This is a genomic window from Bradyrhizobium sp. USDA 4503, assembly GCF_054055815.1.
The window spans coordinates 6,733,895-6,756,351 of the sequence record NZ_JBSRXS010000001.1; the positions used below are offsets into that span (position 1 = coordinate 6,733,895).

Sequence of the window (22,457 nt, forward strand, 5' to 3'; positions counted from 1 at the left end):
AGGGAGAAAGACCGATGGATCGGCTCAAGGGCAAGGTTGCGATGGTGGTCGGTGCGGGCTCGATCGGGCCCGGCTGGGGCAATGGCAAGGCGACCGCCGTCACCTTTGCGCGCGAGGGCGCCAGCGTCTTCTGCGTCGATCGCAACGGCGCCGCGGCGGAGGAGACCGTCGGCATCATCACCGGCGAGGGCGGCAAGGCTGTCGCATTCACCGCCGATGTCTCGCGTGCCGGCGAGGTGGAGGCGATGGTCGCGGCCTGCCTCAAGGCCTATGGCCGCATCGACGTGCTCGACAACAATGTCGGCATCGCCGAGGTCGGCAGCGTGGTGGAAGTTGGGGAAGCGGAGTGGGACCGTGTCTTCGCGGTCAACCTCAAGAGCGCCTATCTGTCGATGAAGCACGTCATTCCCGTCATGATCAAGCAGGGCGGCGGCTCGATCATCAACATCTCCTCGATCGCCTCGATCCGCCATGTCGGCATTTCCTATGTCAGCTACAACGCGAGCAAGGCCGCGATGAACCAGATGACGCGGTCGACAGCCGTCGAGTTCGCCTCGAAGCATGTGCGCGTCAACGCGATCCTGCCCGGACTGATGAAGACGCCGATGGTCGCGCATTCGGCCGGGCTGGCGCAGAGCTACGCCAAGGGTGATGTCGAGGCGATGTGGCGGGCCCGCGACGCACAGGTGCCGATGGGGCACATGGGCGACGCTTGGGACGTCGCCAATGCCGCGCTGTTCCTGGCGTCGGACGAATCGAAGTATGTCACCGGCATCGAGCTCGTGGTCGACGGCGGCATCACCTCCAAGTCGGGTGCTTGAAGTCGGGCGCCTGAGCAGCGAACTTCGCTTCACCTCGCCCCGCGCGCGGGGAGAGGTCGGAATGCATCGCTAGATGCATTCCGGGTGAGGGGGATTCTCCGCAAATGCAGCTATCGCCGGTTACGCGGAGACAGCCCCTCTCCCCGTAAAGAACGGGGAGAGGGAGCGCAGTGCTGTCGCGGCGGCTATTCATCCGAACCTCATGGCGCTTTAGGCCTCCACGCTGAGCTCGGCGCGGTCGAGCTCTTCCTCGACCAGATGGAATGCGTCGTCGCCGATCGCTTCGGTGCGGCGCAGATTGAGCAATGCCTGACGCGCCGCGGCGATGGCGCGGCGGCGCAGCGGATCCGACGGCAGCTCGCGTGAGGTCAGGCCGCCGTCGGGATCATTCTCCGCGCGCAGCAGCACGGCGCGATATTCGAGCCGCAGGATCTCGGCCTCTTCCGACGGGTCGGCGTCGATCTCGTCGAGCGCGGCGCGAAACACCACGCCGCGGGCATGGGCCGCCTCGCGTCCGACCGGATCGTCGTCAGCGAAATTCAACGCCAGGATCAATGGCCGCAGCGTCAACCCCTGGATCACGAGCGAACCGAGCACCACGGCAAACGCCGTCAGCAGGATCAGATCGCGATACGGAAACCATTCAGGCAGCGCAAACGCCGCCGCCAGCGTGACGATGCCGCGCATGCCGCACCAGGACACGATGAAGCCGCGCTTCAAGGTCGGCACGGCGTCCACCACGTGGGCGGGCAGCAGGTTGCGCGTCTTCAGTGTGCGCAGCAGCGCGCCGTAGGGCATTACCCAGAGGATGCGGGCGAGGATCACGACGGCGAGGATCGCGGCGGCAAAGCTGCAATACTTCCACCGCACCTCGTCGTCGAGCCCGGACCAGATCGGGCGCAACTGCAGGCCGATCAGCATGAAGGCGAGCACGTTGAGCACGAACACGACGGTTTCCCACACCGCGTAGGACGACACGCGCAGCCGCGCCGATGTGCGGGCCGGCGCGGTGCGCGAGATGGTGATCGCATAGGCGATGATGGTGAGGATGCCGGACAGCCCGAGATGCTCGGCAATGATCCACACCATGAAAGTGCCGCCGAACTGCGTGATGATCGCGCTCGGTGCCTCGGTGATGCGACGCGTGATCATCATCCAGACTTGCGCGAACAGGAAGCCGGCGGCGAGGCTGCCGACCAGCGCAATCGTGATGGACGGCACGAACTCGCGGATCTTCATGTGCTCGGCGGCGACGAGGCCGACCGCGACGCGATAGATGAGCAGCGCGCTGGCATCGTTGAGCAGGCTTTCTCCTTCGAGGATCTTCTGGATCCGGTAGGGCAGGTTGACCTGGCGCAGGATCGCGGTGGCTGCGGCCGCGTCCGGCGGTGCCACGATGGCGCCGAGTGCGATCGCAACCGCCCATGGCATGTCCGGGCGCAGCCAATGCGCGACCACCGCGACCGCCGCTGTGGTGACGCCGACCGCGACCACCACCAGCGTCGAGACCGGCAGCCAGTTGTTACGGAGATCGCGCAGCGAAGTGTCGAACGCGGCGTCGAGCAGCACCGGCGCGACGAACAGCGCCAGCGCCAGTTTCGGTTCCAGCGCCCAGGTCGGGGCCCACGGCAGCAGCGTCAGCAGCACGCCGCCGAGCGCCAGGAAGGTCGGGTAGGGCACCTTGATCCGCCGCGCCAGCGCCGATAGCGCCACCGCCGCGAGCAACAGCCCGATGATCCATTCGAATGTGAGCAAGCCGAACCCCCGATGCAGCCGATCGTCGCAATTGACGTATAATCCAGCGTGTGGTTTTGCGGCAAATGGCGCGCCGCCGGGCATCGGAGGCCGGCGGTTCGGGCGCGGAAGAGGGACGATTTGTCGGCGATCAGGATGCGACGCAAACCTGCAAATCTGGCCGCGATGCTGGTCTGTGTCGGCCTGTCGGGCGCGCTGATGACGGGCGTTGCGCGCGCCACCGGCAGCGAACCGGGCGAGGATGTGCAGGCCAACGCCGGCCCCTGCATCGCGGCGGCAGCGGCCGCCGATGACGACAAGATCATCGATGTCTGCGGCGCGCTGATCGACAATGAGAAGGCGACGAGGCCCGATCGCGTTAAGGCGCTGATGGCGCGGGCGGGCGCCTATGACCGCAAGCAGATGATCGATCGCGCGATCGCAGACTATGACACCGCGCTCAAGCTCGATCCATCGCTTGCCGATGCGCATAATGCGCGCGGCGAGCTGTGGCGCCGCAAGGGCGACCGGCCGAAGGCGATCCTGGATTTTGGTGCTGCCGTCAAGCTCGACCCCAATCACGCCGCCGCCAGGGCCAACTACAAATCGCTGTCGCTGGAGCTGGAGCGGATCGGCGCCATGATGGCGGTCGCCGGCAAGCCGAGCTTCGATTGCCGCAAGGCGCGCCGGCCGGTGGAGAAGGCAATCTGCGCCAATCCCACGCTTGCCGATCTCGATCGCGAGATCGTCGCATCCACCTTCCGCACGGTGCGCGAGACGCAGAATCCGCGCCAGGCGCGCGAGCTGCAGCGCGCGCAGGATCAGTTCATCGCCCGCCGCAATGCCGACTTCGGCAAGCCGGGCTACGATCTGGAAAAGGCGATGCGCGAGCGGCTGCAGCGGATCAACGGCGTCGACGGCTACTAGTGCTCCGTTCCGATCGAAGCGGAATGAGCTCTAGATTCTTGTTTTGACGCGTTTTCTTCACGCGAACCGGGACCCACTTCGCTCCAAAACGCTTTGCTCCGACCCGGCCGAAGGTCGCGGTCATTTCGGCTTGAAACGGCGCCACTTCCCGTGACAATGGTCGGCAAATGACGCGCGACCGCGCGAGGGAGAAACGCGATGAATATCCAGCAGAGCCGGTATCATGAGGTGTATGCCCGCTCGCTCCGGGACCCCGAGGGCTTTTGGGCGGAAGCGGCGCGCGAGATCGACTGGATCGAGCCGGCCAAGAAGATCTTCGATCCCTCCATGGGCGCCTATGGGCGCTGGTTCGCGGGCGCCGTGGTCAACACCTGCTACAACGCGCTGGATCGCCATGTCGCCGGCGGCCGCGCCGGCCAGGTCGCGCTGATCCACGATTCGCCGCTCACCAACACGATCACCAAGTTCACCTATTCCGAATTGTTGGAGGAAGTGCAGACGCTGGCTGCGGTGATGCAGGATTTCGGCGTGGCGAAGGGCGATCGCGTCATCCTCTATATGCCGATGGTGCCGGAGGCCGTCGTCGCGATGCTCGCCTGCGCGCGGATCGGCGCGGTGCACAGCGTGGTGTTCGGCGGCTTCGCGGCCAAGGAGCTTGCGACCCGCATCGATGACGCCAAGCCGAAGCTGATCTTCTCGGCGAGCTGCGGCATCGAGCCCGGGCGCATCGTGCAATACAAGCCGCTGCTCGACGAGGCGATCCGCCTCGCCGGCAGCAAGCCCGAGACCTGCATCATCCTTCAGCGGCCGCAGCAGGCTTGCGAGCTCACCGCGGGCCGCGATCATGATTGGGCGACGCTTCGCCAGGCCGCGTTCGATGCCGGCAAGGCCGCGCCGTGCGTGCCGGTAGCCGCCACCGATCCGCTCTACATCCTCTACACGTCAGGCACGACCGGAATCCCGAAAGGCGTGGTGCGCGACAATGGCGGGCATCTCGTTGCGCTGAAATGGTCGATGCACAATCTCTACGGCGTGAAGCCCGGCGAGATCTGGTGGTGCGGCTCCGATATCGGCTGGGTGGTCGGCCATTCCTACATCGTCTATGGCCCGCTGATCCACGGCGCGACCACCATCATGTACGAGGGCAAGCCGATCGGCACGCCGGATGCCGGCGCGTTCTGGCGCGTGATCAGCGAGCACAAGGCGGTCGCCTTCTTCACCGCGCCGACCGCGTTCCGCGCGATCAAGAAGGAAGACCCCGAAGGCAAGTTCATCCGGAATTACGATCTCTCGAGCTTCCGCACCCTGTTCCTCGCCGGCGAGCGCGCCGATCCGCCGACCGTGGAGTGGGCCGAGCAGCAGCTGAAGGTGCCGGTCATCGACCACTGGTGGCAGACCGAGACCGGCTGGTGCATCGCCGGCAATCCGGTCGGGCTCGGCCAGCTGCCGGTCAAGCACGGCTCGCCCACGGTGCCGATGCCGGGCTATCAGGTCGACATCGTCGACGAGGCGGCAAAGCCGGTGGCGGCTGGCACGATGGGCTCGATCGTCATCAAGCTGCCGATGCCGCCGGGCTGCCTGCCGACGCTGTGGCAGCAGGACGATCGCTTCGGGGACGCCTATCTCTCGGAATTCCCCGGCTACTACAAGACCTCGGATGCCGGCTACAAGGATGCGGACGGCTATGTCTGGGTGATGGGCCGCACCGACGACATCATCAATGTCGCCGGCCACCGGCTCTCCACCGGCGGCATGGAGGAGATCCTCGCCTCGCATCCCGATGTCGCCGAATGCGCCGTGCTCGGCGTCAAGGACGCGATCAAGGGCGAGGTGCCGTGCGGCTTCCTGGTACTGAAGGCCGGCGTGACCAAGCAGCCCGCCGAGGTCGAGAAGGACGTCGTGGCGCTGGTGCGCGACAAGCTCGGGCCGGTCGCCGCGTTCAAGCTCGCGATCACGGTGGCGCGGCTGCCGAAGACCCGTTCCGGCAAGATCCTGCGCGGTACCATCAAGAAGATCGCCGACGGCGAGCCCTGGACCATGCCGGCGACGATCGAGGACCCGAAGGTGCTCGACGAAATCGGCGAGGCGCTGAAGGGGAAGGCGTAGCTCTTGTTGCCTTGCCCCGCTTGCGGGGAGAGGCCGGGTCGCATGGCAATGCGATCCGGGTGAGGGGGGCTCCGCGCGCTCGCTGCATTCATTCTGCGGAGGCGGCCCCTCACCCCAACCCTCTAAGAGCGAGCAGCGCTCGTCTCGACCCCGCAAGAGCGGGGCGAGGGAGTGCTGGCACCTCCCGCGCCTGAGGTCGGCACCTGTGGAACAAGACTTCCGCATTCGGAAGCAAAACGGCCTTGATTTTGATGGATTGCCGGGTCATCCCGGCCTCCCTGTCATATGCCATGAGATACGGACCCACGGATGCGATCCATTTCCGCTCGCGCGCCTCTCGCCTTGCTGCTCGCGCTGCCGCTGCTTGCAGGCTGCCTCGAACGCGGCCGATCGCCGATCGCGGAGAGCATGGGCGACGACGATCAGTACTGCCAGGCCGGCGGCAAGGTGGCGGTCGGCTCGCCTGATTATGTCGCCTGCCGCAAGAACCGCGACGTGCAGCGCCAGAACGCCGAAGCCCGCACCGATCGGCGGCAGCGCGATCTCGGCGAATACATGATGAACAATCCCGACCGGCATTGAGCCGCGCCGACGGCCGTCGTCACGCCCATCGCATGCGCTTCCAAGCAAAAACGCGGCAGGTTGCCCTGCCGCGTTTCGTATTCTGCGCTTCGAGTTGCGCGATCCGCGCTTACTCTTCGTCGTCGGCGGGCTTCTTGCCGCCGATCGTCTTCAGCTTGGCGAACACGGCATCGACGTTGAGATCGTCGTGGCGCTCGATCGGCTGATCGTCCAGCTCGTCCTGGCGCGTGGTCTCGGAGGCCGGCAGCAGCGTGGCGCCGCCGTAGACCGTGGTGGTCGGCTTCTCCTTGGCGGCGCGCTGCACCTCGAAATCGAGCTCGATCTGCGAGCACAGGCCGAGCGTCACCGGGTCCATCGGGGTCAGGGTCGAGGCGTTCCAGTGGGTGCGGTCGCGTACGCTGGCGATCGTGGTCTTGGTGGTGCCGACCAGACGCATGATCTGGGCGTCCTTCAGCTCGGGATGGTTGCGGACCAGCCAGAGGATCGCGCTCGGACGCTCATGGCGGCGCGACACCGGGGTGTAGCGCGGGCCCTTCTTCTTGGCGGCGGAGGGCAGCACCACCTTGCTCTCCTGGAGCCTGAGGCGGTAGTTCTGGTCGCGCTCGCCGCGCTCGATCTCCTCGCGGGTCAGCTGGCCGTTGGAAATCGGGTCCATGCCCTTGATGCCCTGGGCGGCGTCGCCGTCGGCGATGGCGCGGACCTCGAGGGGGTGCATTTTGGTAAAATCGGCCACCTGATCGAAGGTCAGGGCGGTATTGTCGACCAACCACACGGCAGTCGCCTTCGGCATCAGCGGTGCGTTGCTCATGGCAAATCTCCTTTGTGCTTCGCCCACCTCTGTCGAGGCGAAGCTGGTAGTCATCGGCGATGACGGGAATTATAGGGCCTATATAAGCCCTCCGGGGGGAATGGCGCAATGGGCCAGCAAAATCGCCTTGACAGCGCCCGAAAGCAGTCCCAAGTCCTTACTCAAATTGGCCGTTCCCCGCCCGCCGGCGAGGGGTGATTCGGTCCCGAGATTGCCCCGAGACAGCCCGATGTCAGCCAAAAAACCCGACCTTAGAATCGTGCTTTGTTCCCCCCGCGGCTTTTGTGCCGGGGTGGTCCGTGCCATCGACACGGTCGAACGTGCCCTCACCATTTATGGTGCGCCGGTCTATGTCCGGCACGAAATCGTCCATAACAAGTATGTGGTCGACAGCCTGAAGACCAAAGGCGCCATTTTCGTCGAGGAATTGGCCGAAATTCCCGACGATACCAACGCGCCGGTGGTGTTTTCGGCCCACGGCGTTCCGAAATCGGTTCCCGCCGAGGCCAAATCCCGCAATTTCTTCTCGCTGGACGCGACCTGCCCGCTGGTGACCAAGGTCCACCGCGAGGCGGCGATCCATTTCAAGCGCGGCCGCGAGATCCTGCTGATCGGCCATTCCCACCACCCCGAGGTGGTCGGCACGCTGGGGCAGCTGCCGGCGGGCGCCGTGACCCTGATCGAGACCGCCGAGGACGCCAAGACCTTTGTTCCGAAGGACCCCAACAACCTCGCCTTCGTGACCCAGACCACGCTGTCGATCGACGACACCGCGGAGATCGTGACGCTGCTCAAGCAGCGCTTCCCGAACGTCAATGGTCCGCACAAGGAAGACATCTGCTACGCGACCACCAACCGTCAGCTCGCGGTCAAGAAGGTGGCGCCGGTGGTCGACGCCCTGATCGTGGTCGGCGCGCCGAACTCGTCGAACTCGCAGCGCCTGCGCGAGGTCGCCGAGCGCGAGGGCTGTCCGATCGCCGTGCTCGCCCAGCGCGCCAGCGACATCGACTGGAGCAGGTTCGAAGGCATCACGAGCCTCGGCATCACCGCGGGCGCCTCTGCGCCGGAAGTGATCGTCGAGGAGATCATGGGCGCCTTCGCCGAGCGCTATGAACTGCACGTGGAGACGGTCTCGGCCGCGGAGGAGAACGAGTTCTTCCCGCTGCCGCGTTCGCTGCGGCCTGACGCTGCCGCGGCGGAATAGACCATATGGCGGTCTACACCGACGTTGCCGCCGAAGACCTCGCGGAATTCCTCAAAAGCTACGACATCGGCGAACTGCTCTCCTACAAGGGCATCGCCGAGGGCGTCGAGAATTCGAACTTCCTGCTGCACACCAGCCAGGGCGCCTACATCCTCACGCTCTATGAGAAGCGCGTGGCGGAGGACGACCTGCCGTATTTCCTGTCGCTGATGGCCCATCTCGCCGAGCGCGGCGTGTCGTGCCCGCAGCCGGCGCGCAACCGCAAGGGCGAGGTCACTAGCCGGCTCGCCGGCCGGCCCGCCGCGATCATCAACTTCCTCGAGGGCGTGTGGCCGCGGCGGCCGAACGTGGCGCATTGCTCCGGCGTCGGCGAGGCGCTGGCCAAAATGCACGTTGCCGGCCGGGATTTTCCGCTGGTCCGCAACAATCCGCTGTCGGTCTCCGGCTGGCGGCCGCTGTTCGATCTCGCCGCCGCGCGGGCCGACAGCGTGCAGCCGGGCTTGCACGACTTCATCGCGCGCGAGCTCGATCATCTCGAAGCCGCCTGGCCGACCGATCTGCCGGTCGGCGTCATCCATGCCGACCTGTTTCCCGACAACGTGTTTTTTCTGGGCGACAGGCTCTCGGGCCTGATCGACTTCCCGTTCGCCTGCAACGACATCCTGGCCTACGACGTCGCGATCTGCCTCAACGCCTGGTGCTTCGAGCCGGATCATTCCTTCAACGTCACCAAGGCGCGCGCATTGCTCAACGCCTACGGCCGCGAGCGCCCGCTGTCGGCGGCGGAAGAGGCCGCGCTGCCGCTGCTCGCGCGCGGTGCCGCGATGCGCTTCCTGCTGACGCGCCTGGTCGATTTCCTCAACGTGCCCGAAGGCGCGCTGGTGCAGCCGAAGGACCCGCTGGAATATGTCCGCAAGCTGCGCTTCCAGCAGAGCGTCGCTGCTATCAACGACTATGGCGTCACGCCGGCCGGGTGCGCGGCGTGAGCGAAAAGCCGCATGTGACTGTTTTCACCGATGGTGCCTGCTCCGGAAATCCGGGGCCGGGCGGCTGGGGCGCGATCCTCAGATTCGGCGAGGTCGAGAAGGAATTGAAGGGCGGCGAGGCGCACACGACCAATAATCGCATGGAGCTGATGGCGGCGATCTCGGCGCTCGAAGCCTTGAAGAAGCCCTGTGTGGTCGATCTCACCACCGACAGCCAGTATGTCCGCCAGGGCATCACCGGCTGGATCCATGGCTGGAAGCGCAACGGCTGGCGCACCGCCGACAAGAAGCCGGTCAAGAATGTCGAGCTGTGGCAGCGTCTGGACGCCGCGCTGAAGCCGCATGAGGTGCGCTGGCACTGGATCAAGGGCCACGCCGGCCACGCCGAGAACGAACGCGCCGACGAGCTGGCGCGCGAAGGCGTGGCGATGGCGAAGTTGAAGAGTTAGGCCCGCAGCGTGTCGGGTGCGTAGGATGGCTAGAGCGCAGCGAAACCCATCATCTCAATGCACGGCACGAAGGCAATGGGTTTCGCTGCGCTCTACCCATCCTACGTTCCCTAAATTTCGGCGATCTTGCCCTCTCACCTTGTGGGAGAGGGTGGACGCGATGCGCAGCATCGCGGACGGGTGAGGGGTCTGTCTCCGCGGATAGAGACCCCTCATTCGGCGCGGATTGCATCCGCGCCACCTTCTCCCACAAGGGGAGAAGGGAAGAAGCGTCGGCTTAGAGCTGACCGAGCAGCGTGTCGCCGCCGGAAACCTCGACCTTGCCCGGGGCGGGCTCGAGGTTGAGCTTCTTCACCACGCCGTCCTCGACCAGCATCGAGTAGCGCTTGGAGCGGATGCCGAGGCCGTTGCCTGAGGCCTCGAGCTCCATGCCGATCGCCTTGGCGAAGTCGGCATTGCCGTCGGCGAGGAAGACGGCTTCGTCGCGCTGGTCGGTGTCGCGCTTCCAGGCGTTCATCACGAAGGCGTCGTTGACCGAAACGATCGCGATGGTGTCGACGCCCTTGTTCTTCATGGCATAGGCGTTGAGGAAGATGCTCGGCAGATGCATCTTGTGGCAGGTGCCGGTATAGGCGCCGGGCACCGCGAACAGGGCGACCTTCTTGCCCTTGAAAATGTCGTCGGTGGTTTTGACCTGCGGACCCTCGGCGGTCATCACGCGAAACTTGGCCTCCGGCAGCTTGTCGCCAACATTGATCGTCATCGTTGTTCTCCCTCGGTGAAGCGGAACTGTCTTAAACCCGGCTACAGCACGGCACAATACGGGCTCGCCGAAGAACGGCAATGCCGGAGGCCAAAGCGTTTTCGAGCGAAGTGGATACCGGTTCGCGTGAAGAAAGCGCGTCAAAACAAGAATCTAGAGCCCCGTTCCGATGCAATCGGAACGGAAAAGGCTCTGGTCACCGTTCCGTCATCAGCCGGAAAACCCGCCGGCGTCGAGAAAGGCCTGCTCCTCGGCCGTGGTCTGCCGGCCCAGCATGCGATTGCGGTGCGGGAAGCGGCCGAACCGGCGGATGATGTCGGCGTGGTCCTCGGCGTATTTCAGGTTGTCGGGATGGCAGTCATATCGCCGGAACAGCGTCACGCAGCGCTGCTGGTCGTCGAGGTCCTCCGAATGCTCGAACGGCAGATAGAGGAATTCGCGCAGCACGGGGGCGGTCCGCGCATCGACGCCGCGGTCGATGGCGCGCCTTGCCACTTCACGCGCCAGCGCATCGCTTGAAAAGGTCCTGGCGTCGCCTCGAAACAGGTTTCGCGGAAACTGGTCGAGCACGATGGTCAGCGCCAGCGCGCCCTCATCGCTCGCCTCCCATGACGACAATTCGCCGGCAGCCGCCTTCTGCCAGGTGGCAAGGAAGCGGCCGCGGATCTCGGCATCGAAGGCGTCGTCGTGCTTGTACCAGCGGTCGCGGCCGGCATTCCGCCAGAAGCCAAGCACGTCAGCCGGCGTCGCGAGGCTTGCATCAGACATCGAACGTCAGTCCACTCAGGCCTTAGGCCGCGGCCTTCTTCTCGTCGCGCAACTCGCGGCGCAGGATCTTGCCGACATTGGTCTTCGGCAGGTCGGTCCTGAACTCGATCTGCTTCGGCACCTTGTAGGCGGTGAGCTGGGTGGCGCTGAACTTGATGATGTCCTCGGCGGTGATGTTCGGGTCCTTCTTGACCACGAAGGCCTTCACCGCTTCGCCGGACTTCGCGTCGGGCACGCCGATCACGGCGCATTCGAGCACGCCCGGGTGGCTTGCGATCACTTCCTCGATCTCGTTCGGATAGACGTTGAAGCCGGAGACCAGGATCATGTCCTTCTTGCGATCGACGATCTTAGTGTAGCCCTTCTCGTCCATCACGCCGATGTCGCCGGTGCGGAAATAACCGTCCGCCGTCATCACGCGCGCGGTCTCGTCCGGCCTGTTCCAGTAGCCCGCCATCACCTGCGGGCCCTTGGCGCAGATTTCGCCGGCCTCGCCGATCGGCAACTCATTGCCGTCATCGTCGCGGATCGAGAGCCAGGTCGAGGGGACGGGAAGGCCGATCGTCCCGGAGAACTCCTCGATCGTGGCAGGATTGCACGTCAGGGTCGGCGACGTCTCCGACAGGCCATAGCCTTCCGACAACGAGATGCCCGTGACCTTCAACCATTTCTCGGCGACCGGCCTTTGCGTCGCCATGCCGCCGCCGTTGGCGATCTTCAGCTTGGAGAAGTCGAGCTTGTCGAATCCGGGCGTGTTCAGCAGGCCATTGTAGAGGGTGTTGACCGCCGGGAAGAAGCTGACCTGGTACTTCGACAGCTCCTTGACGAAGCCCGCCATGTCGCGCGGATTCGGAATCAGCAGATTGGTGCCGCCGGCCCGCATGCCCAGCAGATAGCAGGCGGTGAGCGCGAAGACGTGATAGAGCGGCAGCGCGCAGACGATGACCATCTGTTCGACGATCGGCGGCTTCGCCAGCGCCGGCTGCAGCCAGGCGTCGTTCTGCAACACGTTGGCCAGGATGTTGCGGTGGAGCAGGGTCGCGCCCTTGGAGACGCCGGTGGTGCCGCCGGTATATTGCAGGAAGGCGACGTCATCGAGCGTCAGCGTCGGTTTGTTGAGCTTGGCGGCGCGGCCGGCTGACAGCGCCTCGTTGAAGCCGACGGCGCCGGGGATCGACCAAGCCGGCACCATCTTCTTCACCCGGCGCACCACCAGATTGACGATCACGCCCTTGAGGCCGAGCAGGTCGCCCATGCTGCCGACGATCACGTGCTTGACCGCGGTATTGGGAAGCACCTTCTGCACGGTGGTGGCAAAGTTCTCCAGCACGATGATCGCCTCGGCGCCGGAATCCTTGAGCTGGTGCTCGAGTTCGCGCGGGGTGTAGAGCGGATTGACGTTGACCACGGCAAAGCCGGCGCGGAGCACGGCGGCGGTCGCGATCGGATATTGCAGCACGTTCGGCATCATCAGCGCGACCCGCGCGCCCTTCTGCAGGCCCTTGCTCTGCAGGTAGGCGCCGAGCGCCGTCGACATCTCGTCGAGCTCGCGATAGGTGATCGCCTTGTCCATGCAGATGAACGCCTTGCGATCGGCGAATTTCTTGAAGCTTTCTTCCAGCAATTCGACCAGCGACGAATATTGCGTGACGTCGATATCCGCGGGCACGCCGGCCGGATAATGCTTGAGCCAGATGCGCTCCATGATGGTCAATCCCCTCTCTCAAATTTGGCTGATGTCCCGGATTGCTTCCGGGTTTTCCGACCTTTGGCCGCGTTATTTCAGTCAGTATTGAGCGATGCCGCGGCCAATGGCAAGCCGCTGCGCGTTATCGACGCATTGGAGAAAATGACGGTCGGAAATGACGGGCGGGCGCTGTGCTAGCCGGCCGGCTTGGCGTCGGCTTTCGGCTTGTCGGCAGCCTTGGGTTTGTCGGCCGCAGTCTTGGGCTTGGCGGCCGGCTTTGCCGCCGCCGGCTTGCCGGCCGGCTTTGCGGCGGCGGGCTTGTCCGCCGCGGCCGTCTTCGCAGCTGCGGCATCCGGCTTGGCGTTGGCGTGACGCGCGGGCTTGGCCGCCGCCGGCTTGCTGTCCGACTTGGAGGCACCCTTGGTGTCTGCCTTCGCGTCATCGGCCGCATCGGGCTTCTTGCCCGCGACGCGGCTGTGCTTGCCCTTGGCGCGCTTGACCGGCTGCATCTTCTCGGTGTCGGCCTCGACCGCGGCGATCAACGCAGCACCGGTCTTGGTCGGCCCCGTATAAACCACGACCGGCTCGGAGGCCGCGGCCGGCTGCGCCAGCATGTCAGCCGGCTTGGTCGGCATCGCAGCCTGCAGGCCCGAGGCGAAGAAGCTGACGCCGCCGTCGCCATTGGTGCTGGAGCTTCCGGCGCTGGCGACGGTGTCTTCTGCGTCCTCGTCGCTGGCGGGCCGCTTGTGCTTGGGACCGCACATCTCCTCGCGCAGGTTCGGCGGCGTGGAATCGATCGGCACCAGATTGTCGACGGTGCCGAGCGAGGGCCGCAGCCACGCCATCCCATTGTTGGCAAAGCCGCGGTCCAGGAGCTGCGCGGCGCGGATCGCGCGCATGCGGCCCGAGGAGGCGCCGAGCACCACGGCGATCAGCCGCTTGCCGTCACGCGTCGCCGACGCCACGAGATTATAGCCGGAGGCGCAGATGAAGCCGGTCTTGAAGCCGTCGGCGCCGGGATAGCGGCCGATCAGCTTGTTGAAGTTCTGGGTGATGCGGCGGCCGAAGCGGATCGACGGGATGTGGACGAAATACTCGTATTCCGGCAGGTCGCGGATGATGGCGCGGGCGAGGATCGCCATGTCGCGCGCCGAGGTGATCTGGCCGTCGGCGGGCAGGCCGTTCGGATTGACGTAGCTCGTTTGCGTCATGCCGAGCCTTTGCGCGGTCTGGTTCATCATCCCGGCAAAGCCGTCGATCGAACCGCCGATGCCCTCGGCCAGCACCACGGCCATGTCGTTGGCCGACTTCACCAGCATCATCTTCAGCGCGTTGTCGACGGTGACCTGGGTGCCGGGCCGGAAGCCCATCTTCGAGGGCGACTGCGACGACGCGGTCGGCGACACCGTGAGCAGCGTGTCGAGCGAGACGCGGCCGTCCTTGACCGCCTTCAGCGTCACATAGGCCGTCATCATCTTGCTGAGCGAAGCCGGGTACCACGGCATCGTCGCATTGTCGGCCTGCAGCACCTTGCCGGAATCGGCCTCGACAACCAGCAGTGCCTCGGCTTGCGCCATTTGCGGCGAGGCGATGGCGAGCATCGCGACGGCCAGAATCCATTTCAATGACGGGCGAGGAAGGTGCACGAATCCGGTTCCGGTCCTTTGAGACCCGCCTTGAAAAAAGGAGGTCTTGCGATTGTGACGTACGGGTTTCAAGCGTGTCCGGCGCCGCATTGCGGCGATGCAAACCCTATACCGGCTTGCCAGCAGAGAACAGAGGCTGGGGAATTATATCGTGGACGAAATCGGCTGAATTTCGGCAGCCGCCTCAATTGGAAAGGCGGGAATTATGGTGTCTCGATGCCGGCGCGCGCCTGTTCCTGGACCATGAACTGGGCCCGCGCCAGCTCGGCAAAACGCCCGCCTTTCGCCACCAGTTCATCGAAAGTTCCGCTTTCGATCACCCGCCCCTGGTCGAACAGCAGGATGCGGGTGGCGTGGCGGATGGTGGACAGGCGGTGCGCGATCACGAAGGTGGTACGGCCCTTCATCACTTCGTCGAGAGCGGCATTCACCTTGGCCTCGGTGACGGCGTCGAGGGCGCTGGTGGCCTCGTCGAGGATCAGGATCGGCGGATCCTTCAGCAGCGCACGCGCGATCGACAGCCGCTGGCGTTCGCCGCCGGACAGCATGCGGCCGCGTTCGCCGGCATGGGTATCGAACTTCTTTTCGCTGCGCTCGATGAAATCCAGCGCCTGCGCGCGCGCCGCGGCGGTGCGCAGCTCCTCATCGGTGGCGTCGGGCTTGCCGACGCGCAGATTGTCGGCGAGCGAGCGGTTGAACAGCAGCGCCTCCTGGAACACCACGCCGATGTTTCGCCGCAGCGCCGTCAGCTTCAGTGCGCGTATGTCCATACCGTCGATCCTGATGATGCCCGATTGCGGATCGAACGCGCGATGCAGCAGCGCGATCGCGGTGGACTTGCCGGCGCCGGTCGAGCCGACCAGCGCGATGGTCTGGCCCGGCAGGGCGGTGAAGCTGAGATCCTCGATCGCCGGCCGCTTGCCGTCATAGGAGAACGAGACGTCGTCGAACTCGACGAGGCCGGACAGCCGTCCGGGATCGACCGCGCCGGGCCGGTCGCGCACCGCCGGCACCGCGTCGAGCACGTCGAAGAACTCCTGCAGGCGCGGCGCTTCCATGAACACGTTGTTGATGAAGCTGACCACCTGCTCGAGCTTCTGGATCAGCATGGTGGCGAACGAGACGAACATCACGATCTCGCCGACCGTGGTGAGGTCCTGGTTATGCAGCGCGATGCCGACGGTGAAGATCGCGAGCACCGTGATCGTGGTCGAGGCGCGTGTGATCACGGTGACCAGCGCCCACCATGACAGCACCGGCATCTGCACCGCGAGCAGCTTGTCGGCGACGTAGCGCAGGCCCTGCACCTCGGAATCGATCCGCACGAAGCTCTGCACCAGCGCGACATTGCCGAGCGCGTCCGAGGCGCGTGCCGAGAGGTCGCTGTAATAGGCCTCGACCTCGCTCTGCATGCCGTAGGTCTTGCGCACCACCAGCGTGGTCAGCACGGTGAACACGACGCAGAGCCCGAACAGCAGGATCGCCAGCCGCCAGTTGATGTAGAGCGAAAGCGGTAGCAGCACGATCAGCGACATGATCGCGGCGAAATGCTCGCGGAAGAAGCCGAGCCAGAGCCGCCACAGCGCGTCGGTGCCGTTCAGCATCACCTTCATCAGCCGCCCGGAATGGGTGCCGGAATGGAAGGTCAGCGGCAGCTGCAGGATGTGCTCGAAATAATCGGTCAGCACCGCCTGGCGCTGGCGGTGCGCCAGCCGGTCGGCCTGCAGCGCCACGATCGCGCTGCAGCCGATCGTGAACAGGCCGAACACCGCCCAGGCGACGAGCAGCGGCCATGCCGAGGAGGTCGCGAACAGCCCGGTGACCGGCCGGCCCGACAGCACGTCGACGATCTTGCCGAACAGCACCGGCTCGGCGAATTGCGCGCCGGCGAGTAGCACGTTGGCGATGGCCAGGATCCAGCCGAGCCGCGCCTCCTTGCCGAGCAGTTCGAGGACGCGGGTATAGAGGCGAAGCATGGACATGCCGGCGGCACTCGTCAGCGGTGGGCGCCCGATCAGGCGAGAATGCAATTTAATCAGTGTTCGCGATGCAGGGCCAGCGGCCGGCGGTGCATCGCACTCCGTCATGGCCGGGCTTGACCCGGCCATCCATGCCTTTCTTGCAGGCGGTCATCGAAGACGTGGATGCCCGGGTCAAGCCCGGGCATGACGAGCAGAGCGGAGCCGTCAATTCACCAGCCGGCCGTCGATCGGCGGCAGGAAAGCCTCGTCGAAGATGTCGGCGGCGTGCGGCCGCTTCTGGAATTTGAAGTCCTCCGCGAGCTGGTCGACCGAGCGCTCGAAGCGCTCCGCTTCGATGCCGCCGATGCCGTCGCGCTTCACCTCGCTGGTCAGGATGTTGTCGCGGATGATGGCGTTCAGCCGCTCCAGCTCCAGATCGCGCGAGCCGCCATCCATGCGGCTCGCGACCTCGCCGGCGGCGCGGGCCGGATCCTTGATCGCGAGGTTGGTGCCGCGGATTGCCGCGCGCACGAATCCTTTCACCGCATCCGGCTTCGCGGCGGCAAGGCGCGGGCTGACGATCACGGCAAAGCCGTAGGCCTCGCAGCCATAGTCGGCGAAGCGCAGCACCGCGAGATCGTCGGCGGGCACGCCGCGATCGCGCAAATTGATCGCCGAGAGATAGGAGAAGCCGGTGACGGCATCGACCTGGCCGGCGGAGAGCATCGGCTCGCGCACCGCGGCGCTGATCGTGCTCTGCTTCACGCTCGACAGCTTGATGCCGTTCTGCTTCGCGACCGCGGGCCATAGCCGGATCGAGAGGTCGCCCTCGGCGACGCCGAGGCTCTTGCCCTGCATGTCGGTCAGCGTCCTGATGCCGCGGCTCTTGCGCGCGATGATCGCATAAGGCGCCTGGTTGAACAGCACGAACACCGCCTTGACGGGCGCAGCACCGGGCTCGTCGCGAAAGCGGATCAGCGAGTTGATGTCGACGAGGGCGAAATCGCTCGAGCCGTCGGCGACGCGCGCGATGGCATCCGCCGAGCTGGTCGCGACGTTGGTGCCGACGCTGAGGCCCTCGGCGCTGAACAGGCCGCCGGATAACGCCATCACAAATGGCGCTGCGGCGGCATCAAGCGGACGGTCGAGCGTGAACTGGATGGTGAGCGGCGGCGGCGGATCGCTGGCGCGCAGCGGCGTCAGCGCCGGCCACACGCCTCCTGCGAGGCCGATCATGCCGGCCAGCATCCAGCGGAGAACGGTGGTCCGACTTACCTGCATCATGACATCCGGGAGGCGAGACAAAGTGCCGCGCCGGCGCGCCTGCTTCATGACATCGAATGCGCCAGAGCAAGCGTCAATTTCAAGCGTTATTTGCAGGCATTTTGCCCCAGGCAAGGTGAACGGTCGATGACTGCCAGGCTTCGGCTTGCCATGTTTTCACCTCAGGTCGTTCAGCTTGCATTCGGTTTGGGGAACCTAATCTGGAGGCAGTGGGTTAGCTAACCAAGGCCCGTCGGGCCAGCTTCCACAAAGGATGACTGCAATGTTTGCGCGAAAAGGTGTTTTTTCGTCCATTGGCCGCGCAGCCACATTGGCAACGGTTGCTGCAGTGACGTTGACGGCCGTCGAGCCGACGATGGCGTTCGCAGGCTCCGCTTCGGCAGGCAAGGCGACCGCTGTGACGACGTCACAAGGCACGAGCGGCGCGACCGACATCAGTGCCCGCCGTCGCTACTATGGCGGCGGTGGCGCAGCGGCTGCGGCTGCGTTCGCCGGGATCGTCGGCACGGGCCTCGCGATCGCCGCAGCCCAGAGCCGTCGCGACTATTACGACTCCTACGGCTACTATGGTGGCCCGGGCTACTACGGTGGTCCCGTCTACTATGGTGGCGGCCCGGTCTATTACGGCGGCGGACCGTACTATGGTTACCGCGGCTATTACGGGCGGCGGTCGCAACTGCCGTATCAGCCGTACTGACGGCCGTCGGCGGTTCTCAGAACTGTCACAAAGCATCCAATCCACCGGCCGCGGCCCGGTGGATTTTTTCGTCGTCGCCGTTAACACGCTGGCGACGCGTTTCGATTAGGCTCGAAGCATGAGTGATTCGATCGAGCGGCTTTACCAAGCGGTGATCGCGGCCAAGGAGCTTGATCCGGCTACGTCGCGCACGGCACGGCTGTTCCAGCGCGGGCCGGCCAAGATGGCCAAGAAGCTCGCCGAGGAAGCGATCGAAGTGGTGATCGACGCCGTCAGCGGCAAGTCGGATGCCGTCATTCGCGAAAGCGCCGACCTGTTCTACAACCTCGCCGTTCTCTGGGCGTCGGCCGGCGTGAAGCCGGAGGATGTCTGGCGCGAGATGGAGCGGCGCGAACGGCTGCTCGGGATCGCCGAGAAGCTGCCGAAGTCGCCGGTCAAGCTGCCCAAACCGGGGCCGGTCCCGGTGGTTCGGCGCCGAATTGTCGCGCTGGAGAACCGGCTGCGCAAACGGTAGCCGTAAATCAACCAAATTTCAGCTCAATCCCGGCATGGACAAATCCGCTCCATGATGGTTCATCGCGCCCATGTTGAAACGGACTTACGACTGGTGCGTCGAGGCGGCCGACAAGCCCTATGCGCTGTGGATTCTCGCGGCCGTCGCCTTCGCCGAGAGCTCCTTCTTCCCGATCCCTCCCGACATCATGCTGCTGCCGATGTCGCTGGCGCGGCCGAAGCGCGCGTGGTGGTTCGCCGCGGTCTGCACGGTGGCGTCGGTTGCCGGCGGCGTGCTCGGTTACGCGATCGGCGCACTGCTCTACGACTCGCTCGGGCAGTGGCTCATCCATCTCTACGGTCTCTCCGACAAGGTCGACGCGTTCCGCGCCTCCTACGCCGAATGGGGCGCCGTGATCATCCTGCTGAAGGGACTGACGCCGATCCCCTACAAGCTCGTGACGATCACCTCGGGCTTTGCCGGCTACAACATCTGGCTGTTCATCCTGTGCTCGATCGTCGCGCGCGGCGGCCGCTTCTTCTTCGTCGCGGTGCTGCTCAACCGCTATGGCGATTTCATCCGCGCCGAACTCGAGAAGCGGCTCGGCCTGTGGGTCGCGATCGGCGCGATCGTGCTGGTGCTGGGCTTTGTCGTCGCATTCAAGCTGATCTGACCAAAGTTCTAGTCGTTCGCGTCTTTGTCCACGGACGGCTTCGGACTACGCTCGCTGCGATGGCCGATGGAATCGACGACCGGTGAATCCTGCGAGACTCAATCCCGCCAGGGCGCGCGTTGCGATGGCGGGCCTTGCACTGTCGATGGCGCTGCCTGCGGTCGACGGAGGATGGGCGCAATCCGCGCCGCCCGCGCTCGGCGTGCAGTCGCCGTCGCCGCAGCCCGTTGAATCCCAGCAGCAACAGATCGAGCTGCCGCCGGCGCCGGTCGAGCGCGAGAATCCCGGGCTGATCAACGAAATCGGAAAGCTGTTCGAGAAGTCGAAATCGGCGCTGCCGCCGCTGAAGAGCCCCGGCGAGACCATCAACGATTTGTCGAACATCGCGCGCCCCTCGACGGTGGTGACCGGACGCGCGGCCTGCGTGGTGGCCTCGAACGGTGCGCCGGACTGCAAGATCGGCGCCGACCGGCTGTGCCAGAGCAAGGGGTTTCGGGAAGGTAAGGGCATCGATACCGACGCCTCCGAGAAATGCTCGCCGCTGGTCTATCTGCCGGGCCACAAGCGCGGCCCGAACGACTGCAGGACGGAAAATTTCGTGACACGGGCGGTCTGCCAATAGCGGCGGCCAGGCTTTGCGTCTGGGATGCCAGGCGCCCGCGAAAACACGGTTTCAGGATGAGGATTTGTCATCTTTTTTGCAGCGCCAAAACGCAATACTTGACACTGGAAAGATTGCCTTGTTGGTATGACGGTCAACATTCGAGACCAATCAACGACCAACGCTTGAGGATCCGCTTCAAATGTCCATGCCTGCTCTGTTCGAGGGCCGCCTGTCTCTTCCCGTGATCGGGGCGCCGCTGTTCATCATCTCCGTGCCCGACCTCGTTATCGCGCAGTGCAAGGCCGGCGTGGTCGGCTCGTTTCCGGCGTTGAACGCGCGGCCGCCGGAGTTGCTCGACGAATGGCTGTACCGGATCAAGGAAGAGCTCGCCGCCTATGACAAGGCGCATCCGGAACGGCCGTCGGCGCCGTTCGCGGTGAACCAGATCGTGCACAAGTCGAACAACCGGCTCGATCACGACATGGCGCTTTGCGAGAAGCACAAGGTGCCGATGATCATCTCCTCGCTCGGCGCGCGCGAGGAGCTCAACCAGGCCGTCCACGGCTGGGGCGGCATCGTCTTCCACGACGTGATCAACCAGAAGTTCGCGCACAAGGCGATCGAGAAGGGCGCCGACGGCCTGATCCTGGTCGCGGCCGGAGCCGGCGGTCATGCCGGCACGCTGTCGCCGTTCCCGTTCGTAGCGGAGACGCGGCAATGGTTCGACGGGCCGATCGCGCTGTCGGGCACCATTTCCAACGGCCGCGCCATCCGCGCCGCGCGCATCATCGGCGCCGACTTCGCCTATATCGGCTCCGCCTTCATCGCGACCAAGGAGGCAAACGCGGTCGAGGGCTATAAGGACATGATCACCAATTCGTCCGCCGAGGACATCGTCTACTCCAACCTGTTCACCGGCGTGCACGGCAATTATTTGAAGCCGTCGATCGTCGCGGCCGGCATGGATCCGGAAAACCTGCCGATCTCCGATCCCTCCAAGATGAGCTTCGGCACCGATGCATCCGGCGAGCGCGCCAAGCCGAAGGCGTGGAAAGAGATCTGGGGCTCCGGCCAGGGCGTCGGCAGCATCTCCAAGGTGGTGCCCGCGGCCGAGCTGATTGGCCGGTTCAAGAAGGAGTACGACGAAGCCGTCGATCCGGCGCTTGCCTGAAGCGCGATGAGATCATGATGAATCATCATCGCGCTTCAGCTCTTCATTTCAGCATGATCCACGCGCAAACGCTTCGCGTTTGTCGCGGGGAAAACTGCGTCCCACTTTTCCGGATCATGCTGTGATGGAACCGATCTTTCGCGTCGACGGCGACCGCGTCGTCACCAGTCCCGACGCCGCGGGTCCGTGGGATCCGCGGATGCAGCATGGCTCCGCACCGGCAGCGCTGGTGGTGTGGGCGGCCGAAGCCCTTCCGACGCCGGTGCCGATGCGGATCGCGCGCGTCACCATCGACCTGATGCGCCCGGTGCCGGTGGCGCCGCTGACGGTCTCGAGCGAGATCCTGCGCGACGGCCGCAAGATCCAGCTCTGTGGCGTCAGGCTGCTTGCCGACGGCGTTCTCGTGGTTTCGGCCACCGTGCTCAAGATCAAGCAACAGACGGCCGAATTGCCGCCTGACATCACAGCGCTTGCCGTCGATCTGCCGGGCCCCGACGAAAGTATGATCGAGCCGGGCAATCTTGCGAACAGTCCGTTCGTGAAATGCATCTCGATGCGGGCCGCGCGCGGCCGCTTCGGCGTGACGGGACCTGGCGCGATATGGTTCCGCGTCGACCGCCCGCTGATTGCGGGCGCCGCCGTCTCGCAGGCGATGCGGGCAGTGGTTGCCTCGGACTTCTCCAACGGCACCTCGCCGGCGCTCGATTTCAGCCAATGGACCTTCATCAACGCTGATCTCTCGGTGAGCCTGGCGCGCGAGCCGGTCGGCGACTGGATCCTGCTCGACGGCCAGTCCTGGATCGGGCCCGACGGCGCCGGGCTTGCAATGTCGCGGCTCGCCGATCAGCGCGGCTATTTCGGCCAGGCGGTCCAGAGCCTGGTCATCGAGCGGCGCTAGGACGCGCTGCGCTTCTTCCATCTCCCCTCGAAAAAGGGGAGGTGGCTTTGCTCGCCAGAGCAAAGCGGGTGGGGATCAGCTGACCCCAATCCCGACCTTCCCCCGTTTCAGGGGCTGGCGAAGACCGATCACGTACTGTGCATGGGGTTGTTTCACCGATTCGCGGTGCGGGAGCCGCGCCAACCGGCTGCCCCT

At 65.2% G+C, this 22,457-nt stretch carries 21 protein-coding genes; 13 read left to right on the forward strand and 8 right to left on the reverse strand.

Annotated features, from left to right (window positions below; all coding sequences use genetic code 11):
- Positions 1–14: 14 nt before the first annotated feature.
- Positions 15–821 carry an SDR family NAD(P)-dependent oxidoreductase gene (locus ACVMIH_RS32060; protein ID WP_018269644.1) on the forward strand — a complete coding sequence of 269 codons (807 nt, stop codon included), beginning with the start codon at positions 15–17 and terminating at the stop codon, positions 819–821.
- A gap of 210 nt (positions 822–1,031) precedes the next feature.
- On the opposite strand, the gene ACVMIH_RS32065 is transcribed toward ACVMIH_RS32060, so the two are convergent.
- Complete coding sequence (locus ACVMIH_RS32065; RefSeq protein ID WP_057016407.1) at positions 1,032–2,576, reverse strand: cation:proton antiporter; 1,545 nt, start codon at positions 2,574–2,576, stop codon at positions 1,032–1,034.
- 135 nt (positions 2,577–2,711) lie between these two features.
- On the opposite strand from ACVMIH_RS32065, the gene ACVMIH_RS32070 reads away from it, so the two are divergent.
- The 3 genes from ACVMIH_RS32070 to ACVMIH_RS32080 all read left to right on the forward strand — a co-directional run bounded on the left by ACVMIH_RS32070 (position 2,712) and on the right by ACVMIH_RS32080 (position 6,170).
- Positions 2,712–3,482, forward strand: coding sequence for a tetratricopeptide repeat protein (locus ACVMIH_RS32070; RefSeq protein ID WP_082653725.1), 771 nt, complete (start codon positions 2,712–2,714; stop codon positions 3,480–3,482).
- Between the two features lie 198 nt (positions 3,483–3,680).
- Complete coding sequence (locus tag ACVMIH_RS32075; RefSeq protein WP_057016406.1) at positions 3,681–5,588, forward strand: propionyl-CoA synthetase; 1,908 nt, start codon at positions 3,681–3,683, stop codon at positions 5,586–5,588.
- A 309-nt stretch (positions 5,589–5,897) separates the two neighbouring features.
- Positions 5,898–6,170 (forward strand): hypothetical protein, encoded by a 273-nt coding sequence (locus ACVMIH_RS32080; RefSeq protein WP_075969207.1) that lies wholly within the window; start codon positions 5,898–5,900, stop codon positions 6,168–6,170.
- A gap of 109 nt (positions 6,171–6,279) precedes the next feature.
- Here ACVMIH_RS32080 and ACVMIH_RS32085 read toward each other — a convergent pair whose 3' ends face one another.
- Positions 6,280–6,978 carry a DUF1013 domain-containing protein gene (locus tag ACVMIH_RS32085; protein ID WP_456853475.1) on the reverse strand — a complete coding sequence of 233 codons (699 nt, stop codon included), beginning with the start codon at positions 6,976–6,978 and terminating at the stop codon, positions 6,280–6,282.
- A gap of 229 nt (positions 6,979–7,207) precedes the next feature.
- Here ACVMIH_RS32085 and ispH point away from each other — a divergent pair, with 229 nt between their 5' ends.
- From ispH to rnhA, 3 genes are read left to right on the forward strand one after another with little or no spacing between them, the layout of a single operon-like run.
- Entirely contained in the window at positions 7,208–8,182 is a 975-nt protein-coding gene (gene ispH / locus ACVMIH_RS32090) for a 4-hydroxy-3-methylbut-2-enyl diphosphate reductase (protein ID WP_057016404.1), read from the forward strand.
- Between the two features lie 5 nt (positions 8,183–8,187).
- Entirely contained in the window at positions 8,188–9,168 is a 981-nt protein-coding gene (locus ACVMIH_RS32095) for a homoserine kinase (RefSeq protein ID WP_057016403.1), read from the forward strand.
- Positions 9,165–9,617: a ribonuclease HI gene (gene rnhA / locus ACVMIH_RS32100; RefSeq protein WP_456853473.1), complete on the forward strand. Its 453-nt coding sequence runs from the start codon at positions 9,165–9,167 to the stop codon at positions 9,615–9,617. Before ACVMIH_RS32095 ends, rnhA begins: the two co-directional genes overlap by 4 nt.
- A 277-nt stretch (positions 9,618–9,894) precedes the next feature.
- On the opposite strand, the gene ACVMIH_RS32105 is transcribed toward rnhA, so the two are convergent.
- The 6 genes from ACVMIH_RS32105 to ACVMIH_RS32130 form a co-directional block, all read right to left on the reverse strand.
- The gene (locus ACVMIH_RS32105) at positions 9,895–10,380 is read right to left on the reverse strand and encodes a redoxin family protein (RefSeq protein ID WP_456864556.1); all 486 of its coding nucleotides are present in this window, start codon (positions 10,378–10,380) and stop codon (positions 9,895–9,897) included.
- A 210-nt stretch (positions 10,381–10,590) separates the two neighbouring features.
- Positions 10,591–11,148 (reverse strand): DUF924 family protein, encoded by a 558-nt coding sequence (locus ACVMIH_RS32110; RefSeq protein ID WP_456853429.1) that lies wholly within the window; start codon positions 11,146–11,148, stop codon positions 10,591–10,593.
- A 22-nt stretch (positions 11,149–11,170) separates the two neighbouring features.
- Positions 11,171–12,853, reverse strand: a complete 1,683-nt coding sequence (locus tag ACVMIH_RS32115) for a long-chain-fatty-acid--CoA ligase (protein WP_456853427.1) — start codon at positions 12,851–12,853, stop codon at positions 11,171–11,173.
- 176 nt (positions 12,854–13,029) lie between these two features.
- Positions 13,030–14,481 carry a D-alanyl-D-alanine carboxypeptidase family protein gene (locus ACVMIH_RS32120; protein WP_410469726.1) on the reverse strand — a complete coding sequence of 484 codons (1,452 nt, stop codon included), beginning with the start codon at positions 14,479–14,481 and terminating at the stop codon, positions 13,030–13,032.
- A gap of 203 nt (positions 14,482–14,684) precedes the next feature.
- On the reverse strand, positions 14,685–16,463 hold the full coding sequence (locus ACVMIH_RS32125; RefSeq protein WP_316395922.1) for a glucan ABC transporter ATP-binding protein/ permease: 1,779 nt from the start codon (positions 16,461–16,463) through the stop codon (positions 14,685–14,687).
- 204 nt (positions 16,464–16,667) lie between these two features.
- Entirely contained in the window at positions 16,668–17,723 is a 1,056-nt protein-coding gene (locus tag ACVMIH_RS32130) for an ABC transporter substrate-binding protein (protein WP_057016434.1), read from the reverse strand.
- Positions 17,724–17,988: 265 nt separating this feature from the next.
- On the opposite strand from ACVMIH_RS32130, the gene ACVMIH_RS32135 reads away from it, so the two are divergent.
- The 6 genes from ACVMIH_RS32135 to ACVMIH_RS32160 all read left to right on the forward strand — a co-directional run bounded on the left by ACVMIH_RS32135 (position 17,989) and on the right by ACVMIH_RS32160 (position 22,262).
- Positions 17,989–18,423: a hypothetical protein gene (locus ACVMIH_RS32135; protein WP_229190265.1), complete on the forward strand. Its 435-nt coding sequence runs from the start codon at positions 17,989–17,991 to the stop codon at positions 18,421–18,423.
- Positions 18,424–18,541: 118 nt separating this feature from the next.
- The gene (gene hisE / locus ACVMIH_RS32140) at positions 18,542–18,937 is read left to right on the forward strand and encodes a phosphoribosyl-ATP diphosphatase (protein ID WP_229190266.1); all 396 of its coding nucleotides are present in this window, start codon (positions 18,542–18,544) and stop codon (positions 18,935–18,937) included.
- Positions 18,938–19,007: 70 nt separating this feature from the next.
- A complete protein-coding gene (locus ACVMIH_RS32145; protein ID WP_028334775.1) occupies positions 19,008–19,589 on the forward strand; it encodes a YqaA family protein in 582 nt (193 codons plus the stop codon).
- Positions 19,590–19,671: 82 nt separating this feature from the next.
- Positions 19,672–20,211, forward strand: a complete 540-nt coding sequence (locus ACVMIH_RS32150; protein WP_375166527.1) for a hypothetical protein — start codon at positions 19,672–19,674, stop codon at positions 20,209–20,211.
- A gap of 181 nt (positions 20,212–20,392) precedes the next feature.
- Entirely contained in the window at positions 20,393–21,364 is a 972-nt protein-coding gene (locus tag ACVMIH_RS32155) for an NAD(P)H-dependent flavin oxidoreductase (RefSeq protein ID WP_456864559.1), read from the forward strand.
- 124 nt (positions 21,365–21,488) lie between these two features.
- Entirely contained in the window at positions 21,489–22,262 is a 774-nt protein-coding gene (locus tag ACVMIH_RS32160; RefSeq protein ID WP_076825194.1) for a thioesterase family protein, read from the forward strand.
- Positions 22,263–22,457 lie beyond the last annotated feature (195 nt).

Coding starts and splice junctions, on each gene's coding strand:
- ACVMIH_RS32115 (WP_456853427.1), bottom strand. CDS start 12,853: ATGGAGCGCATCTGGCTCAAGCATTATCCGGCCGGCGTGCCCGCGGAT.
- ACVMIH_RS32155 (WP_456864559.1), top strand. CDS start 20,393: ATGTCCATGCCTGCTCTGTTCGAGGGCCGCCTGTCTCTTCCCGTGATC.
- ACVMIH_RS32160 (WP_076825194.1), top strand. CDS start 21,489: ATGGAACCGATCTTTCGCGTCGACGGCGACCGCGTCGTCACCAGTCCC.
- ispH (WP_057016404.1), top strand. CDS start 7,208: ATGTCAGCCAAAAAACCCGACCTTAGAATCGTGCTTTGTTCCCCCCGC.
- ACVMIH_RS32135 (WP_229190265.1), top strand. CDS start 17,989: ATGTTTGCGCGAAAAGGTGTTTTTTCGTCCATTGGCCGCGCAGCCACA.
- ACVMIH_RS32075 (WP_057016406.1), top strand. CDS start 3,681: ATGAATATCCAGCAGAGCCGGTATCATGAGGTGTATGCCCGCTCGCTC.
- ACVMIH_RS32125 (WP_316395922.1), bottom strand. CDS start 16,463: ATGTCCATGCTTCGCCTCTATACCCGCGTCCTCGAACTGCTCGGCAAG.
- ACVMIH_RS32130 (WP_057016434.1), bottom strand. CDS start 17,723: ATGCAGGTAAGTCGGACCACCGTTCTCCGCTGGATGCTGGCCGGCATG.
- ACVMIH_RS32105 (WP_456864556.1), bottom strand. CDS start 10,380: ATGACGATCAATGTTGGCGACAAGCTGCCGGAGGCCAAGTTTCGCGTG.
- ACVMIH_RS32085 (WP_456853475.1), bottom strand. CDS start 6,978: ATGAGCAACGCACCGCTGATGCCGAAGGCGACTGCCGTGTGGTTGGTC.
- ACVMIH_RS32070 (WP_082653725.1), top strand. CDS start 2,712: ATGCGACGCAAACCTGCAAATCTGGCCGCGATGCTGGTCTGTGTCGGC.
- ACVMIH_RS32110 (WP_456853429.1), bottom strand. CDS start 11,148: ATGTCTGATGCAAGCCTCGCGACGCCGGCTGACGTGCTTGGCTTCTGG.
- ACVMIH_RS32145 (WP_028334775.1), top strand. CDS start 19,008: ATGTTGAAACGGACTTACGACTGGTGCGTCGAGGCGGCCGACAAGCCC.
- ACVMIH_RS32060 (WP_018269644.1), top strand. CDS start 15: ATGGATCGGCTCAAGGGCAAGGTTGCGATGGTGGTCGGTGCGGGCTCG.
- ACVMIH_RS32080 (WP_075969207.1), top strand. CDS start 5,898: ATGCGATCCATTTCCGCTCGCGCGCCTCTCGCCTTGCTGCTCGCGCTG.
- hisE (WP_229190266.1), top strand. CDS start 18,542: ATGAGTGATTCGATCGAGCGGCTTTACCAAGCGGTGATCGCGGCCAAG.
- ACVMIH_RS32095 (WP_057016403.1), top strand. CDS start 8,188: ATGGCGGTCTACACCGACGTTGCCGCCGAAGACCTCGCGGAATTCCTC.